12 protein-coding genes, 2 tRNA genes and 2 pseudogenes are annotated in these 16,980 nt (G+C 57.8%); 1 reads left to right on the top strand and 15 read right to left on the bottom strand.

All coding sequences use genetic code 11. The annotated features are described in order from the left end of the window. Positions 1 to 82: 82 nt before the first annotated feature. The 15 genes and pseudogenes from pnp to rlmE form a co-directional block, all read right to left on the bottom strand. A complete protein-coding gene (gene pnp / locus BF12_RS0109995; protein ID WP_024952155.1) occupies positions 83 to 2,236 on the bottom strand; it encodes a polyribonucleotide nucleotidyltransferase in 2,154 nt (717 codons plus the stop codon). 247 nt (positions 2,237 to 2,483) lie between these two features. Then, positions 2,484 to 2,753 carry a 30S ribosomal protein S15 gene (gene rpsO / locus BF12_RS0109990; RefSeq protein WP_024952154.1) on the bottom strand — a complete coding sequence of 90 codons (270 nt, stop codon included), beginning with the start codon at positions 2,751 to 2,753 and terminating at the stop codon, positions 2,484 to 2,486. A 100-nt stretch (positions 2,754 to 2,853) separates the two neighbouring features. Beyond that, positions 2,854 to 3,783, bottom strand: coding sequence for a tRNA pseudouridine(55) synthase TruB (truB, locus tag BF12_RS0109985; protein WP_024952153.1), 930 nt, complete (start codon positions 3,781 to 3,783; stop codon positions 2,854 to 2,856). After that, positions 3,783 to 4,208 (bottom strand): 30S ribosome-binding factor RbfA, encoded by a 426-nt coding sequence (rbfA, locus tag BF12_RS0109980; RefSeq protein WP_024952152.1) that lies wholly within the window; start codon positions 4,206 to 4,208, stop codon positions 3,783 to 3,785. Before rbfA ends, truB begins: the two co-directional genes overlap by 1 nt. A gap of 27 nt (positions 4,209 to 4,235) precedes the next feature. Then, positions 4,236 to 6,663 (bottom strand): annotated as a pseudogene (gene infB / locus BF12_RS19560) (translation initiation factor IF-2). A 27-nt stretch (positions 6,664 to 6,690) separates the two neighbouring features. Beyond that, a pseudogene (gene nusA / locus BF12_RS19555) lies at positions 6,691 to 8,183 on the bottom strand (transcription termination factor NusA). Positions 8,184 to 8,259: 76 nt separating this feature from the next. Continuing rightward, positions 8,260 to 8,718, bottom strand: coding sequence for a ribosome maturation factor RimP (rimP, locus tag BF12_RS0109965; RefSeq protein ID WP_024952151.1), 459 nt, complete (start codon positions 8,716 to 8,718; stop codon positions 8,260 to 8,262). A 123-nt stretch (positions 8,719 to 8,841) separates the two neighbouring features. Continuing rightward, positions 8,842 to 8,918 (bottom strand) — tRNA-Met (locus BF12_RS0109960). A gap of 102 nt (positions 8,919 to 9,020) precedes the next feature. Then, positions 9,021 to 9,107, bottom strand: a tRNA-Leu gene (locus BF12_RS0109955). Between the two features lie 63 nt (positions 9,108 to 9,170). Beyond that, on the bottom strand, positions 9,171 to 9,557 hold the full coding sequence (gene secG, locus BF12_RS0109950; protein ID WP_024952150.1) for a preprotein translocase subunit SecG: 387 nt from the start codon (positions 9,555 to 9,557) through the stop codon (positions 9,171 to 9,173). A 5-nt stretch (positions 9,558 to 9,562) separates the two neighbouring features. After that, on the bottom strand, positions 9,563 to 10,309 hold the full coding sequence (gene tpiA, locus BF12_RS0109945; protein WP_024952149.1) for a triose-phosphate isomerase: 747 nt from the start codon (positions 10,307 to 10,309) through the stop codon (positions 9,563 to 9,565). A 199-nt stretch (positions 10,310 to 10,508) separates the two neighbouring features. Beyond that, the gene (gene glmM, locus BF12_RS0109940) at positions 10,509 to 11,852 is read right to left on the bottom strand and encodes a phosphoglucosamine mutase (RefSeq protein ID WP_024952148.1); all 1,344 of its coding nucleotides are present in this window, start codon (positions 11,850 to 11,852) and stop codon (positions 10,509 to 10,511) included. Next, positions 11,849 to 12,742 carry a dihydropteroate synthase gene (gene folP, locus BF12_RS0109935; protein WP_024952147.1) on the bottom strand — a complete coding sequence of 298 codons (894 nt, stop codon included), beginning with the start codon at positions 12,740 to 12,742 and terminating at the stop codon, positions 11,849 to 11,851. Before folP ends, glmM begins: the two co-directional genes overlap by 4 nt. Positions 12,743 to 13,120: 378 nt before the next feature. Then, positions 13,121 to 15,103 carry an ATP-dependent zinc metalloprotease FtsH gene (gene ftsH, locus BF12_RS0109930; protein WP_024952146.1) on the bottom strand — a complete coding sequence of 661 codons (1,983 nt, stop codon included), beginning with the start codon at positions 15,101 to 15,103 and terminating at the stop codon, positions 13,121 to 13,123. 384 nt (positions 15,104 to 15,487) lie between these two features. Further along, positions 15,488 to 16,150 carry a 23S rRNA (uridine(2552)-2'-O)-methyltransferase RlmE gene (gene rlmE, locus BF12_RS0109925; RefSeq protein WP_282705492.1) on the bottom strand — a complete coding sequence of 221 codons (663 nt, stop codon included), beginning with the start codon at positions 16,148 to 16,150 and terminating at the stop codon, positions 15,488 to 15,490. Positions 16,151 to 16,431: 281 nt separating this feature from the next. Here rlmE and yhbY point away from each other — a divergent pair, with 281 nt between their 5' ends. After that, a complete protein-coding gene (gene yhbY, locus BF12_RS0109920) occupies positions 16,432 to 16,746 on the top strand; it encodes a ribosome assembly RNA-binding protein YhbY (RefSeq protein ID WP_024952144.1) in 315 nt (104 codons plus the stop codon). Positions 16,747 to 16,980 lie beyond the last annotated feature (234 nt).

The raw sequence follows: 16,980 nt of genomic DNA, 5'->3' as shown, positions 1-16,980 counted from the left end.
AACCCCGCCAGTCACACTGGCGGGGTTTTTTGTGGGCACTCAATTACAAAGGTGTTACGACACGAGGAGTCTTGCACAAACTCTACTGGCTATCTGCCTGCTCAGCGAGTCTGGCTGCTGCCTGCTCGGCAGCAAACGCTGCCTTCTCGTCTTCACTGACCTCTTTCAGCGACAGCTTGACGCGATTACGGTTATCAATATCAAGCACCTTGACCACGACCTCGTCACCTTCATTGAGGTAATCGCGCACATCATTGACGCGCTCGTCGACGATCTGCGAGATATGCAGCAGGCCATCAGTACCCGGCATGAAGGTAATGAATGCACCGAAGTCAGCGATACGCACCACCTTGCCAGCATAGAGCTTGCCAATCTCAGCCTCGGCAATGATGCCTTCCACGAAATCTGCCGCCGCACGGGCCTGTGCCTTATGCTCAGCGTAGATACGCACACTACCGTCATCATCAAGATCGACGTTGGCGCCGGTCTCTTCACAGATCTTGCGGATGGTAGACCCCCCTTTGCCGATCACATCGCGCACCTTGTTCGGCGCGATCTTCAGCGACAGCATCGCCGGGGCATTGTCAGACACCTCTTCGCGACTACCCTTCAAGACAGCGTTCATCTGCTCGAGAATGGTCAGGCGCGCCTCAAGCGCCTGCTCCAGCGCCTGCTCCATGATCTCTTCATCAATCCCTTCGATCTTGATATCCATCTGCAATGCCGTCACGCCATGCGCGGTGCCTGCAACCTTGAAGTCCATGTCGCCGAGGTGGTCTTCATCGCCCAGGATATCGGTCAGGACGGCGACACCTCCCGCATCCTTGACCAACCCCATGGCGATACCGGCGACAGGTGCCTTGAGTGGCACACCAGCATCCATCAATGCCAGCGAGGCGCCGCACACAGATGCCATCGAACTTGAACCATTGGATTCAGTGATCTCGGAAACGACACGAATGGCATAGGGAAAGTCCTCCAGCGATGGCAGCATGGCCTCGATGCCACGTCGCGCCAGCCGGCCATGGCCGATTTCGCGACGCTTGGGCGAACCAATGAAACCCGCCTCCCCCACACAGTAAGGCGGGAAATTGTAATGCAGCATGAAGCGATCCTGCTTCTCGCCAGACAACCCCTCTATCAGCTGAGAGTCACGCGTATTACCTAGCGTGGCAGCCACAATGGCCTGGGTCTCGCCGCGCGTGAACAGCGCCGAGCCATGTACCTTGGGCAACATACCAACCTCGATGTCCAGCGGGCGCACGGTACGCGCATCACGCCCATCAATACGCGGCTCACCGGCAATGACTCGCTGACGTACGATACGCTTTTCCAGTGTCGCAAAGGCACCCATGATTGTCGCCGCTTCAAAGCGCGCGTCATGCTCATTGGCCAGCACTTCAATAGCCCGAGCTTTGAGTACCGCTAGAGCATCCTGACGCGCCATCTTGTCGGTCAAGCGATAAGCTTCTCCGATCTGCATGGCAAAATCACGCTCCAGCGCCTCAACCAATACGGTGTCAGGCGCCTGTGCCACCCACGACCATTTGGGGCAATTCACCTTGGCCGCAAACAATTCGATGGCAGTGATCGCCTTTTGCATCTCGTGGTGACCGAATAGCACTGCGCCCAGCATTTCATCTTCCAGCAACTCATGTGCCGAAGACTCCACCATCAACACCGCTTTCTCTGTACCGGCAACGACCATATCCAGCTCGGAGTGAGTCAGCTCGGAATGTCCGGGATTCAAGAAATAGCCGCGCTCCTCACTGAAACCAACACGTGCTGCCCCGACCGGACCGGCAAACGGCACGCCAGAAATGCTCAGCGCTGCCGAGGTACCAATCAATGCAGCAATATCAGGATCAACATTGCGCTCCGCTGACATCACCGTGCAAACCACCTGAACTTCATTCATGAAGCCCTTCGGAAACAAGGGGCGCATTGGCCGATCGATCAAACGCGACGTCAGCGTCTCTTTCTCGCTAGGCCGTCCTTCACGCTTGAGAAAGCCACCAGGAATACGGCCGACCGCATAGGCCTTTTCCTGATAATGTACCGACAACGGAAAGAAGGACTGACCGGGCTTCGGCGACTTCTTCGCGACCACGGTGCATAGTACTGAGGTATTGCCCATGGTCACCATGACGCTGCCCGTCGCCTGACGCGCGATACGACCAGTTTCGAGGGTGATAGTGTCATTACCGTACTGGAAGCTGTGAGTAACCGGATTCACGGCGCATGTCCTTTTCTGATAGTCATCGATGTCTGGCGCTCATGGTAAAGCGTGGCGCAGGCAATGGAAAGCCGACTCACCTCCCGCTGCATGCGGGCTGCAGCGAAGATAGCGGCATATAAGTTACCGGTCAGTGGACATGACATCCGGGCACAAAAAAACCGGCAACGCCCGCAGGCAGTGCCGGTTTTCCTGTGCCCACCGGGGGCCCGCCATACACCGAGATGTATGGCGGCAACATCGCTTGTTAGCGACGCAGACCCAGGCGCTGGATCAGAGCGGTGTAACGCTCGAAGTCCTTGCGCTTGAGGTAGTCAAGCAGCTTACGACGCTGGTTGACCATGCGGATCAGGCCACGACGGGAGTGGTGATCCTGCTTGTTGGCCTTGAAGTGACCCTGCAGGCCATCAATGTTGGCGCTCAGCAGTGCAACCTGAACTTCCGGGGAACCGGTGTCGTTCTCGCCACGGCCGAATTCGGTAACGATCTCAGCCTTCTTCTCAGCGGTAAGTGCCATCTGTCTCTCCAGTAAGCAATATGCTTGATAGATAAGAAATGTCGAAGACCACGCATATTTGCAGTCTTCATGCGGCTTGCGGACGGGCCGCAATGAATGCTCACCCAGCCGCCGCTTCCACGGCAGTGCTGAGCAGTCGGCGAGGAGCAATAATGCCCTCCGCCACAATCCGAACCAGCCCGAGCAACTGCTGGTCCTGATACACACGGGTCACAGAATCCACCTCAAGCGCTCCTGTTGCCATCTCTGCTTGCTGACCACGCAATATCTGCCACGCCACCTCGGCACTGATGTCGAGGCGCGGGAGATGATCGAGCAAAATGTCTACAGGCAACAGAACACCCTCACGTGCCTGCTGATCCGCAAGTGCCTCAAGGCGCTCGAAGTCCAGCATGGCATCTCCCGTGAAGGGACCTGTTTTCAGACGACGCAACGCCGTGAGGTGGGCTCCACAGCCCAGCGTCTCGCCGATATCCTCGGCAAGACTGCGTATATAGGTGCCCTTGCTGACCGCCACTTCGATCTCGATGCCATCGGAGTGCCGTGCAAGAAGCGCCATATTGTAGATGGTAACGCGACGGACTGCACGCTCGATTTCAATGCCCTGACGCGCCAGCTCATAGAGTGGACGGCCTTGGTGTTTGAGCGCGGAGTACATCGGCGGTACCTGATCGATCTCACCACGAAAACGGTCCAGAACGGTCTCGAGCTCAGCATCCGTGACGTCGGGAATTTCCCGCTCGCGAATCACCGTGCCTTCGGCGTCTCCGGTATCCGTGTCCTGACCGAATTTGATTCGTGCTCGGTAGACCTTATCCGCCTCGAGTAAATGCGAGGAGAACTTGGTTGCCTCCCCAAAGCAGACTGGCAGCAAGCCAGTCGCCATGGGATCGAGCGTACCGGTATGACCGGCCTTCTGCGCCTGGTAGAGGCGACGTGCCTTTTGAAGCGCGTAATTGCTGGACATGCCCTTGGGCTTGTCCAGCAATAAAACGCCATCAATCGGCAAGCCGCGACGACGACGCGCCATCAGGCGTCCGGCGTGGTGCCCGGGGCACCATCTTCGTTGTCTTCATCACCGCGCTCGACACTGCGTCTGCGGTCATCTGCGACCGCATCGTTGATCAGTGAAGACAGGTGATGACCACGAACGACGCTTTCATCGTAATGGAAGCGCAGCTCGGGCACGTGACGCAGCTCAATGGTACGCGCCAGCTGGGAACGCAGGAAACCTGCCGCGCGCTTGAGCACGGCGAGGTTTTCCTTGATACGTTCCGGACTGTCGTCACCCAGCAGGGTCACATAGACATCGGAATAAGACAGGTCGCGGCTGACCTTGGCGGCGCTGACCGTCAGCATGCCAAGGCGCGGGTCCTTGACCTCGCGCTGAATCAACAGCGCGAGTTCTTGCTGGATCTGGTCCGCGACGCGGTCAGTACGGCTGTATTCACGCATCCGTGATATCTCCTCGCAGGGACACTATCAGAGAGTACGCTCGACCTGGATCTGGTCGAACACCTCAATCTTGTCGCCCACTTGCACGTCGTTGTAGTTCTTGACGCCGATACCACATTCCATGCCATTGCGGACTTCGTTGACGTCATCCTTGAAGCGACGCAGAGATTCCAGCTCGCCTTCATAGATGACCACGTTGTCACGCAGTACACGGATGCGCTTGGAGCGATACATGTTGCCTTCGACAACCATACAACCGGCGATAGCGCCGATTTTCGGTGCCTTGAAGACATCGCGAACTTCTGCAATACCGACGATCTGCTCGCGGAATTCCGGAGCCAGCATACCAGTCATGGCCAGCTTGACCTCATCGATCAGCTGGTAGATCACGCTGTAGTAGCGCAGATCCAGACCTTCACGCTCAACGATCTCACGAGCGGAGGCATCGGCACGAACGTTGAAACCGACCAGGATGGCTTCAGAAGCCAGTGCCAGGTTGGCGTCAGTACCGGCGATACCGCCGACACCGGAAGAAACCACTGCGACCTTGACTTCGTCGGTGGAGAGTTCTTCCAGCGCGCCACGAATGGCTTCCAGAGACCCTTGCACGTCTGCCTTGAGGACGATGTTGACCTTGGCCACTTCGTCTTGGCCCATCTGGGAGAACATGTTCTCCAGCTTGGCCTTCTGCTGACGTGCCAGACGCACTTCACGGTACTTGCCTTGGCGGAAGTTGGCGACTTCGCGTGCCTTCTTCTCGTCCGGGACCACGGTGAATTCTTCACCGGCATCCGGAGTGCCACCCAGGCCCTGAATCTCGACCGGCATAGCCGGACCAACAGAATCGACCTGCTGGCCAAGCTCGTTGATCAGCGCACGTACGCGGCCGTAATGCAGGCCAGCGAGAACGATATCGCCTTTCTTCAGAGTTCCGTTCTGGACCAGAACGGTCGCCACCGGACCACGGCCCTTGTCGAGACGTGACTCGACAACGACGCCTTTACCCGGCGCAGACGGGACAGCCTGGAGCTCAAGTACTTCGGAGACCAACAGCACTGCTTCAAGCAGAGCATCGATGTTCTCACCGGTCTTGGCAGACACGTGGATGAACTGCGTGTCACCGCCCCACTCTTCAGAGATGACGCCGTGCTGGGACAGCTCATTCTTGACGCGATCCGGATCAGCACCAGCCTTATCGATCTTGTTGACAGCCACGACCAGCGGAACACCCGCGCCTTGGCATGCTCAACCGCCTCGATAGTCTGCGGCATCACGCCATCATCAGCAGCCACCACGAGGATGACTACGTCAGTCGCCTTGGCACCGCGAGCACGCATGGCGGTAAACGCCGCGTGGCCCGGAGTATCCAGGAAGGTGACGTCGCCATTGTCGTGTTCGACATGGTAAGCACCGATGTGCTGGGTGATACCCCCAGCCTCGCCGGTAGCAACCTTGGTGCGACGGATATAATCCAGCAACGAGGTCTTACCATGGTCAACGTGACCCATGACGGTGACGACGGGTGCGCGAGTGATCTTCTCACCCTCGTAGGAGATGCCTTCGAGAACAGCTGTCTCGAGCGCGTCATCCTTGATCAGCTTGGGCGTGTGCCCCATTTCCTCGACCACAAAGGACGCGGTTTCCTGATCAATCGTCTGGTTGATAGTGACCGCAGCGCCCATGTTGAACATGGTCTTGATCACTTCAGCAGCTTTGACGGCCATCTTGTCCGCAAGGTCTGCCACTGAGATGGACTCAGGAATGGAGACTTCACGCACAAAGGTCTGGACCGGCTTCGGCGGCTGACGGTTGCTATCGCGACCGCCACGACGACCACCACGACGCTCAGCGCGCTTGACCTTCTTGGTCCCGCCACGCTTGCGCTCGCTACGATCTTCACGGGCTTCACGACGATCACGCGACTCATCACGCGGCGCAGCTTGGCACGGCGCGGTGCATCACCACGTGGCTCTTTCGGCGGAGCGTTGACTTCCGGTGCCGCAGCGACAGGCGCAGCAGCAGGTGCTGGCGCGCTTTGACGCGGACGCTCGTCACGACGCTCTTCGCGCGCTGGTGCTACTGCAGGCTTGTCAGCCACAGGAGCGGCCGGCGCTTCAGCAGCAGCGGCCGGAGCCTCAGCTACCTGCTCTTCGCCATCTTTGACGTAGGTACGCTTCTTGCGTACCTGCACCTCGATGGACTTGCCACGACCGCCAGCCGTATTGATGCGCGACTTGGTCTTGCGGGTCAGGGTGATACGGTTTTTCGGTGCTGCCGGTGCAGCGCCACCGCCGTGACTTTTGGTGAGGTGATCAAGCAGCTTCTTCTTGTCGACCTCAGACACGCCGTCATTTTCTGACTTGTGCGCCAGACCGGCTTCGTGCATCTGCTCTAGTAGACGGGCTGACTCGCGGCCCACCTTCTTGGCGAATTCTTTGACTGTCATTTCTGACATTACGACCCTCCTGAGCCCGTGACCTAGTTACTGTTCGCTTGCGAACCAGGGCGCGCGGGCGGTCATGATCAACGCCGCTGCTCGCTCTTCGTCGACGCCATCGATGTCTTTTAGATCATCGACGGCCTGCTCGGCAAGGTCTTCCATAGTGACAATACCCTTGCTAGCCAGAATGTATGCCAGATGACTCTCCATGCCTTCCATGCTGAGCAGATCTTCGGCCGGCTGAGCGCCGTCCAGCTGCTCTTCGGTGGCGATGGCGAGATTCAGCATTTCATCCTTGGCCCGAGCGCGCAGCTCTTCGACCAGATTCTGGTCAAAGCCCTCAACCTCGAGCATTTCCTCGAGCGGGACATAGGCGATTTCCTCGAGAGAGGTGAAGCCTCGTCCACCAGGACACGGGCTAGATCCTCTTCAATCTCGAGATGAGTGATGAAATATTCGACAAAGCTGTCGATTTCCTGCTCGCGCTTGCCTTCGGCTTCCGCCTCGGTCATGACGTTGAGCGACCAGCCGGTCAGCTCACTGGCCAGACGTACGTTCTGACCGCTGCGACCAATGGCCTGAGCCAGATTGTCCGCGGCGACAGCGACATCCATGGAATGGGTGTCCTCGTCGACCAGAATGGAGCCGACATCAGCCGGTGCCATGGCGTTGATGACCAATTGGGCAGGATTATCATCCCACAGGATGATATCCACGCGTTCATTGCGTAGTTCATTGGAGACTGCCTGCACGCGCGAACCACGCATGCCAACACAGGCACCAATCGGATCGATGCGCTTGTCGTTGCTCTTGACCGCAATCTTGGCACGCGAGCCCGGATCACGGGCAGCGCCCTTGATCTCGATCAGCTGCTCGGCAATTTCCGGGACTTCGATCTTGAACAATTCGATGATCAGCTCGGGCCGCGTACGCGACAGGATCAACTGAGAGCCACGGGCTTCAGCATCAACCTTCCACAGCAGTGCACGAACACGCTCATTCAAGCGATAGCGCTCGCCATGGATCATCTCGCCACGCGGCAAGAAGCCTTCTGCGTTATCACCCAAGTCGATGATCAGGCCGTCGCGTGTCGTTTTCTTGACAATACCCGCGACCAATTCACCTTCACGCTCAGCGTAAAGACGCACGACTTCCGCGCGCTCTGCCTCACGTACCTTCTGCACGATCACCTGTTTGGCAGTCTGTGCAGCGATACGACCGAAGGCTTCGGATTCGATCTGCTTTTCGACTACAACACCCAATGCCAACGGTTCTTCGCGTTGTTCCGCGATGCTGGCCTTGATCTCGTAATCAGGCGTCTCGAATTCATCATCCTCGACGACAGTCCAGCGACGGAAAGTCGCATAGTCACCGGTGACACGATCGATCTTGACGCGGATATCCGCCTCTTCCTGATCAAATCGCTTACGTGAAGCCGAAGCCAATGCCGCCTCGACGGCTTCGAAAATCACATCCCGCGGCACGCCCTTCTCATTGGAGATGGCGTCTACGACCAGCAGAATCTCTTTGCTCATGACTTTGCCTCGCCAGAAACCTGTCCTTGCGCATCGACCCGGGCTCGCATAGCGAGCGGTGTGCCGACAACGTCAGTTATTTGAACTGTGGCACGACGCGTGCCTGGTCGATGCTTTCGATAGGAAAGCAGTATTCTTCTTCATCGACCCGGATCACGACATCACCTTCTTCGGTGCCTGTCACCAGTCCTTGGAACTTGCGCTGGCCATCAAAGGCCTGGCGAAGTCGCAGTGCCACTACGTGACCGATGTAGCGCTCATACTGATCAAGCGTGAACAGCGGACGATCCAAACCTGGAGAAGACACTTCAAGCTGGAACTGACCGGTGATCGGATCTTCGACATCCAGCACAGCACCTACCTGACGACTGACATTTGCACAGTTGTCCACGGTAATGCCATCGGCATGGTCGATATAGATCACCAGACGGGACTGCTTGCCTTGGGAGAGATAGTCGATACCCCAAAGCTCGAAGCCCAGGGCAGAGACTACTGGATCGATAAGCGCATTAAGCGCAGCGTCCTTGGTTGACACAGACGAGGCTCCTACAGCAGTTGCATCAGGCACCTGACCGGGAGTAGAGAAGAGAGCTAGGTGGCTGATTGGCACTGGTGCTAACAAAAAGCCCCTTCATAGGAAGGGGCCTTTCAAGAAACTTGGTAGCGGGGACCGGATTTGAACCGATGACCTTCGGGTTATGAGCCCGACGAGCTACCAGACTGCTCCACCCCGCAACAATAGTCGAACGATTTTACTGTCACCATAAAATGAGGTCAAGGAATGACGTCTTTCCAAGGTGGCAATGCTACGTTCTGACTGCCAATCGATCTAACAGATGGTGCCGAAGGGGGGACTTGAACCCCCACGACCATAAGGCCACTACCCCCTCAAGATAGCGTGTCTACCAATTCCACCACTTCGGCACGGGGGCGGGTATCGCCTGAGACGCTACCCGGAAGAATTCAATCGATAACGCTTTGAATTCTTTAGAGTGCTGGTTGGTCTGCGTCTCCGCTTTCCTCGAGCACTGGCGACGTATTCTCCACACTTTCATCCGCGTCGTCAAGCGAAGGCAGTGAATTTTTCTGTTGCTCGATGACGGTGGCATCCGGAATACCGGCTTCCACTGACGGTTGATTGGCGCCAGACGCGAACCAGGCCAGCGTCAGAGAGGTCGCGAAGAAGCACACGGCCAGAACACCCGTAAAACGCGCGAGGAAATTACCGCTACCACTGGACCCGAATACGGTCTGGGAAGCACCTCCTCCACCGAAGGAAGCACCAGCTTCGGCTCCCTTGCCCTGCTGAAGAAGGACGAGCACGATCAACGCGACCGCGAGTACCACATGGACCATCAGAACGGCTACTTGCATGAGATTCAACCTGCAGACTGACAAATGGCTAGGAATTCGTCGGTCTGGAGCGAAGCACCGCCCACCAGACCGCCGTCGATATCCGGCTGCGCAAGCAGCTCGGCGGCATTGGCAGCTTTCATGCTGCCGCCGTACAGCAATTGCATCGCATCAGCGAGCGACGCGGACCACAGCGCCAAGCGCGCACGAATGGCCGCATGCACGGCCTGCGCCTGCTCCGGTGATGCTGTGCGCCCGGTACCAATGGCCCAGACAGGCTCATAGGCAATGACCAGACGCTGGCGTGCTTCCTCGGAAAGCGCGGAGAGCACCGCTTCAAGCTGTCCCAGCACGACACGCTCTGTATCACCCGCTTCACGCTCTTCCAGCGTTTCGCCAATGCACAGCACTGGTGTAAGGCCGATCTCAAGCACAGCCTCGACACGCGCAAGTACAGCTGCGTCATCTTCACCGTAAAGACTACGGCGCTCAGAGTGCCCCACCAACACCAGCGACGCACCTACATCCTTGAGCATCCGCCCACTGACTTCACCAGTAAAAGCACCGGAATCAGCAGGATTCAGCGTCTGGGCACCCAACAACACGGTGTCCGGCAAACGCTCATGCGCAGCACTCAGATAAGGGAAAGGCAGCGCCAAGGCGATCTGAACCCCCTGCGGGAGAGCCGTATTTTTCAGTGCACCAGCAAACTCGTCAATCAAGGCAAGATCGCCATTCATCTTCCAGTTACCGGCAATCAGCGGTGTACGCATGCGCTTCCCCCTTATGAGCAGTGCGAGGATGGTAATGGAGGCGCCACTCACTGACAACCTTGTCAAGCCCTGCCCGCCCCTGCTAGCGCACCTTTGCGGAGAGTCAAAGACGACGACAGGCGCACATGGCGCCTGTCGTTTTCACTCCCTTTGGTGACCCGGCCAATAACCCCAGCGAGAAGACCAACACCCAGTAAAATCACATGCTGGATTCGACCGTTGCCGCAATCTGCCCAGCCAATGCCTCGACATCAAAGTGCGGGCGCCCTTCGACCATGACACGAATCAGCGGCTCGGTGCCACTGGGGCGCAATAGCACACGCCCTTCATCGCCAAGAATCGCTTCAACCTCGGCAACGGATGCTTGCACGGCGTCTGCCGCCATCAGTGCCTTGTTGTCGCAGCCCGGTGCAAGGCGCACATTGATCAGTGCCTGCGGGGCCTTCTCGAGACCTACCAGCAGCTCGCTGAGAGAGCACTCTTCGCGCGCCATGATCGCCAGCACTTGCAGCGCGGAGACGATGCCGTCTCCTGTGCTCTGAATATGACTACAGACGATATGACCGGACGACTCACCACCCAGCTGCCAACCATTGGCTTCGAGGCGCTCGATCACATAGCGATCACCGACCTTAGCGCGCTCAAAGGGAATACCAAGGCCCTCCAATGCTGCCGCCAGACCGAAGTTGGACATCAACGTGCCGACGACACCGCCGCCCAGAACGCCACGCTCATGACGATCACGCGCAATCATGAACAGAATGTCGTCACCATCGATGACACGCCCATCAGCATCGACAAGAATCAGGCGATCACCATCACCATCGAAGGCCACGCCAAGATCAGCGCCCTGCTCGATCACCGCTGCACGCAGTGCCTGCGGATGAGTTGAGCCAACCCCTTGGTTGATATTGAGGCCGTTCGGCTCACCACCGATCACGCTGACGCTGGCGCCCAGCTCGCGGAAAACATTCGGCGCGATATGATAGGTAGCACCATGCGCGCAATCCAGCACCACTTTCATACCGTGCAGACCCAGGCGGCCCGGCAGGGTGGATTTGCAGAACTCAATATAGCGACCAGCAGCATCCTGGATACGCGATGCCTTACCGAGGCGATCAGGGCCGACAATCTCGATATCACGCTCCAATTCGGCCTCAATCTCAGCCTCTAGCGCATCATCCAGCTTGGTACCCGCCGCCGAGAAGAATTTGATGCCGTTATCGGGATAGGCGTTATGCGATGCCGAGATCACGATGCCTGCATCAGCACGAAAGGTGCGCGTCAGATAAGCAATACCCGGCGTCGGCATAGGGCCAAGCAGTGAGACATCGACACCAGCAGCAGAGAGACCAGATTCCAGCGCCGACTCGAACATGTAGCCCGAGATACGCGTATCCTTGCCAATCAATACTTTACCACGCCCATGACGCGCAAAAACGCGCCCTGCCGCCCAGCCCAGCTTGAGCATGAAATCAGGCGTAATGGGGAACTCCCCGACCGTGCCGCGAATACCATCTGTACCAAAATAACGTCGACTCATTTTATCGTGCCTTCCTGTAGCACGGCCCAAGCCATATCGACAGCGTCGACAGTCGGGGCCACATCGTGAACGCGTAACAGCCGGGCTCCCTCACGAACGGCGAGTGCCGTCAGTGCCAGATTGCCAGCCAGCCTATCCTCTACCGCTCGCCCAAGGGCGTTGCCAATCATGCTCTTGCGCGATGTGCCAATCAGCAGCGGGAGGTTGAATTCGTGTAGCTGCGCCATGCGGTGATACAGACGCAGATTATCTTCCAGCGATTTTCCGAAACCGAAGCCAGGGTCGAGCAATAGGCGCTCGCGCGGGATGCCAGCAGCCGTACAGGCGGTAATCCGAGTGGCGAGAAACTCGTTCACCTCATCTTCAATGGACTGCGCATAATCAGTGTGCTGCTGCATGCTGTCCGGCTCACCACGCATGTGCATCAGGCAGACAGGCAGACCACTCGCCGCCGCCGCTTCGAGCGCACCTTCACGCCGCAGCGCACGCACGTCATTGATCATGCCAGCACCGAGGCGAGCCGCTTCATGCATGACGCCGGGACTACTGGTATCGACACTCACCAGGGCTCCCAGCTCGCTCACCAGCCGTTCGACGACGGGACACACGCGAGCCAGCTCTTCATCGACGCTGACTGGTGTCGCGCCTGGGCGGGTGGACTCGCCCCCGACATCTATCATTGCCGCACCATCAATCAGCATCTGCTCAGCATTGCGCAGCGCGGCATCTAGAGTCGCGCTGCGCCCACCATCCGAGAAGGAGTCCGGGGTCACATTGAGAATGCCCATCACACGCGGACGTGAAAGATCGAGCGACCGACCACCGCAATCCAGCAGCGTCAGGTGGCGCACCAAAGGCTCGTGTGTCGGCGAAGCGGATGAATTGGTCATGACTATCCATGCTGGCTAGCAGGGCCTGCCCGCGATACGACAGCCCTGCCAAGAGAGAAGCGGGCACCCACTTTAAAGAGCCAGCCCAGCACGCGCAAGGCGTGGAATGCCCGCCACATGGGGCGTCAGCAGATGGCAACGCTATCCGCTCAGACATTTCATCGTTAGCAGCTCATTTACCTGAGAATAGTCGATGATGGATGTGAGCCATTCGTCAGATCTCTTCTCTCATACTGCCAATCCGTCCTGAGCAAAGCCTCAGCTCAGCAGCCATACATCATCCCGACACGCCAGATACGACAATGCCCGATCGGGCATTGTCGTGTTTCAGCAGCACGAGTCAGTCATGGACTGCCGTGATCCGCGGCACTGTTCAGCTTAGTGCCCGCTCGGACCACCTAGCGGATCAGACGGACGGCGACGTGTGTCATCATCCTCATCCTCGCTGTCATCCTGTGGCGCTTCAGCAACCGGCTTCTCGAGAGCCACTGGCGTAGTCAAACCACCACCACTGCCATTGGTCGGGTCTTCCCAATCCTTGGGCGGCTTCGGCGTAAGTCCTTTCATGATGTCAGCCAATTGGCTTGCATCAATGGTTTCGTAGGTCATCAGCGCTTCTGTCATGGCATCAAGCTTGTCGCGATTTTCTTCAAGGATCTGCTGCGCCTTGGCATAGCACTCGTCGATGATACGACGCACTTCCTTGTCGAGGCGCGACGTGGTGTCACCTGACTTCAGCTTACCACCACCCTGACCCGGACCACCGAGGAACTGATGAGACTCGTCCTCGTCGTACATGATCGGGCCCATCTCGCTGGAGAGACCCCATTTGGCGACCATGTTGTGGGCAAGCTCGGTAGCACGTTTGATATCGTTGGAAGCCCCGGTAGTGACACCATTCGGCCCCAGCGTCATCTCTTCCGCGATACGACCGCCGAACAATGAACAGATCTGACTAATGATCTGCTGGCGCGAGAAGCTGTAGCGATCCTCTTCCGGCAGGAACATCGTCACACCCAGTGCACGACCGCGCGGGATGATCGATACCTTGTAGACCGGATCATGCTCGGGCATCACCAAGCCGATGATGGCATGGCCAGACTCGTGGTATGCGGTGTTGCGCTTCTCTTTCTCGGACATGACCATCGATTTGCGCTCGGAGCCCATCATGATCTTGTCTTTGGCCAACTCCAGCTCTTCCATGCTCACCAGGCGCTTGTTACGACGTGCGGCGAACAAGGCCGCTTCATTGACCAGGTTGGCCAGATCAGCACCCGAGAAGCCCGGCGTACCCCGTGCAATATTAACTGGCACGACGTCATCCCCCATCGGGACCTTGCGCAGGTGAACACCAAGAATGTGCTCACGGCCGCGAATGTCCGGCAAACCCACCATGACCTGGCGATCGAAGCGCCCCGGGCGCAGCAGTGCCGGATCCAGCACATCAGGACGGTTGGTCGCGGCAATCACGATAATGCCATCGTTAGCCTCAAAGCCATCCATCTCGACCAGCAGCTGGTTCAACGTCTGCTCGCGCTCATCGTTTCCACCACCCATGCCAGAGCCGCGCTGACGACCGACAGCGTCGATCTCATCGATGAAGATGATGCACGGCGCCTGTTTCTTGGCCTGCTCGAACATGTCACGGACACGGGAAGCACCCACACCGACAAACATCTCGACAAAATCGGAACCCGAGATGCTAAAGAACGGCACCTTGGCTTCACCGGCAATAGCCTTGGCAAGCAGAGTCTTACCCGTGCCTGGCGGACCTATGAGTAGTACGCCGCGCGGAATCTGCCCCCCAAGACGCTGGAACTTGCTGGGATCCTTGAGGAAGTCGACCAACTCCTCGACATCCTCCTTCGCCTCATCACAGCCCGCAACATCCCCGAAGGTAGTCTTGATCTGATCTTGGCTCAGCAGCTTGGCCTTGGACTTCCCGAAACTCATCGGCCCGCCCTTGCCCGCACCACCACCCTGCATCTGGCGCATGAAGAACATGAAAATGGCCAGGATGATCAGGATCGGGAAGCTAGCGATCAGCAGACGCGTCCATAGCGACTGTTGTTCCGGCTTCTTGCCAATGACCTCAACCTTGTTGGACAGCAGGTCATCCATCAGCTTGGGATCGGACGCCGCCGGCCGGACCGTGGTGAAGCTTGAGCCGTCGGCTCGCTCACCCTCGATAGTGTAACCATCAATGGTCACACTCTTGATCCGGTCGTTCTGCACCTGCTGGACGAACTGTGAATAGTTCATCGCCTGCGGCGAGTTATCGACGCTGAAGTTGTTGAACACCGTCAGCAGTACTGCCGCGATGATCAACCAGAGAATCAGGTTCTTCGCCATGTCGTTCAAGGGGACACCCTCATTGCATGAATCTGTCTTGGCAAGCCGCGAAAATCGGAATGCCGTCTTGTGGTGGCCTGCCATGCTATCTGATCGTGCCTACGGGGTACCAACCGACGCAACGCGCCGCTCTGCCTACCGAGCCACTCAAAGCTTGCCTGCGTTGCCGTGCTTGCCTGCCAGCATCGGCCATGTCTTCACATGCTACCAACCCGTCATCGGCCATACTGCTGAAGATCATATGCTATCGACACTACACCAGATGGGGGCTGGCAACCATTGCTTAAAGGCCGACCACGGACTATTCAATCGATAGTCAGCCTGCATCAGAAAACGATTTGGCTTGATCCATTCGCAATGATGCCAGTCTGACCAAGGATGCCATCACCTGCCTTAACCGGCGATGAAGTCTACACAGCGAGCAATATCAACATCAGCCTTATAACCCTGGCCAAGCAGATAGACTTCTCGCGAACGTGCACGCGAGGCCTCCGGCTTGCGAGTCACCACCTTATTGAAGCTGGTACGCATGTCTTTCAGGTAGGCATCAAAACCCTCGCCCTGAAATATCTTGACCAGAAAATTGCCACCCGGCTTTAGCGTCTGGCGCGCCAGATCCAGTGCCAGCTCGACCAGATACATGCCGGCTGGCTGATCAATGGCATTCATGCCGCTCATGTTGGGCGCCATGTCGGAGATCACCAGATCCACCGGACGCTTACCCAGCGTCGCCAGAATGGACTCCAACACAGTGTCTTCCGTGAAGTCGCCCTGAATGAAGTCGACGCCAGCAAGGGCATCCATCTCAAGGATATCGGAGGCAATGACCACACCTTCCATGCCGACACGCTCTGCGGCAATCTGGCTCCAGCCACCGGGGGCGGCACCTAGGTCGATAACAGTCGCACCCGGCTTGAGCAGGCGGTCCTTGTCATCAATTTCAATCAATTTATAGCTGGCACGGGAACGATAGCCGTCGGCCCAGCTACGCTGGACATAAGCATCATCAAAGTGTTCCTTCATCCAGCCAGCACTGCTCTTGCTGGGGAGAGCCACGTTGTCACCTGGTAAGTCGGAAGAATATCGAAAACTGGCGGGAGATAGAGCGGGGAAAGCGACAACACGAAAGGCGTGACACATGTAAGCTCACGGGTCGTGTCATGAGCGCCGTCATGGAGTAGAATGGCGGGTCCTGCGCGCGGTTCCGCCCGCGGGCACAGACATTGCCTGCGCAACAGACGGGTTCACACCCCCGGATTTCAAGCCCTGGAGTCGACCCTGTCTTTCGCTACGCTCCCCGCTCCCATCGGACGCCAACAGGGAAACTTTACGATACCATGAGCTTGTCACAGTCACAAAAGAAAGCATTTCGCAGCATCGGCCACCATCTCGACCCGGTCGTTACCGTTTCAGAGAACGGCCTCTCAGAGGGCGTGATGAATGAACTGGAACGCGCGCTGCACGATCACGAGCTGATCAAACTCAAGCTGGCGATCAACGATCGTGAAGCCCGCGCCGAGGTGGCCCGCCACCTGTGCAGCGAAGCCAACGCCACGCTGATCCAGAGCATCGGCAAGATTGCTCTGCTCTATCGTCGCAATCCGCAGGCCAAGCCGAAGCTGTCCAACGTACAGCGCTTCAGCGAGAAGTAAGCCTGCCTCACGCAGTTCGGGCAAGACACGCCAGGACATGCCGTGAGAAACAAGAACGCCGCCCTCATCGAGGGCGGCGTTCTTGTTTTCTGTTGCCGACAACCACTACCTGACGCGCTGATTCAGTTCAAAGGTGATGTCATCCAGCGCCCGCTGGGTGACCTGATGACGCTTGAGTGTCGTCTGCCCGAAGGATTTCGTGCCCGCAGGCCAAAAAAACAGCCCTGCCGGGGC

Origin of the sequence: Cobetia crustatorum (assembly GCF_000591415.1) — a bacterium.
Classification (GTDB): Bacteria; Pseudomonadota; Gammaproteobacteria; order Pseudomonadales; family Halomonadaceae; genus Cobetia; species Cobetia crustatorum.
Note: the sequence above shows the minus strand (reverse complement) of the source record. Positions and strands in the feature narration are given on the sequence as shown.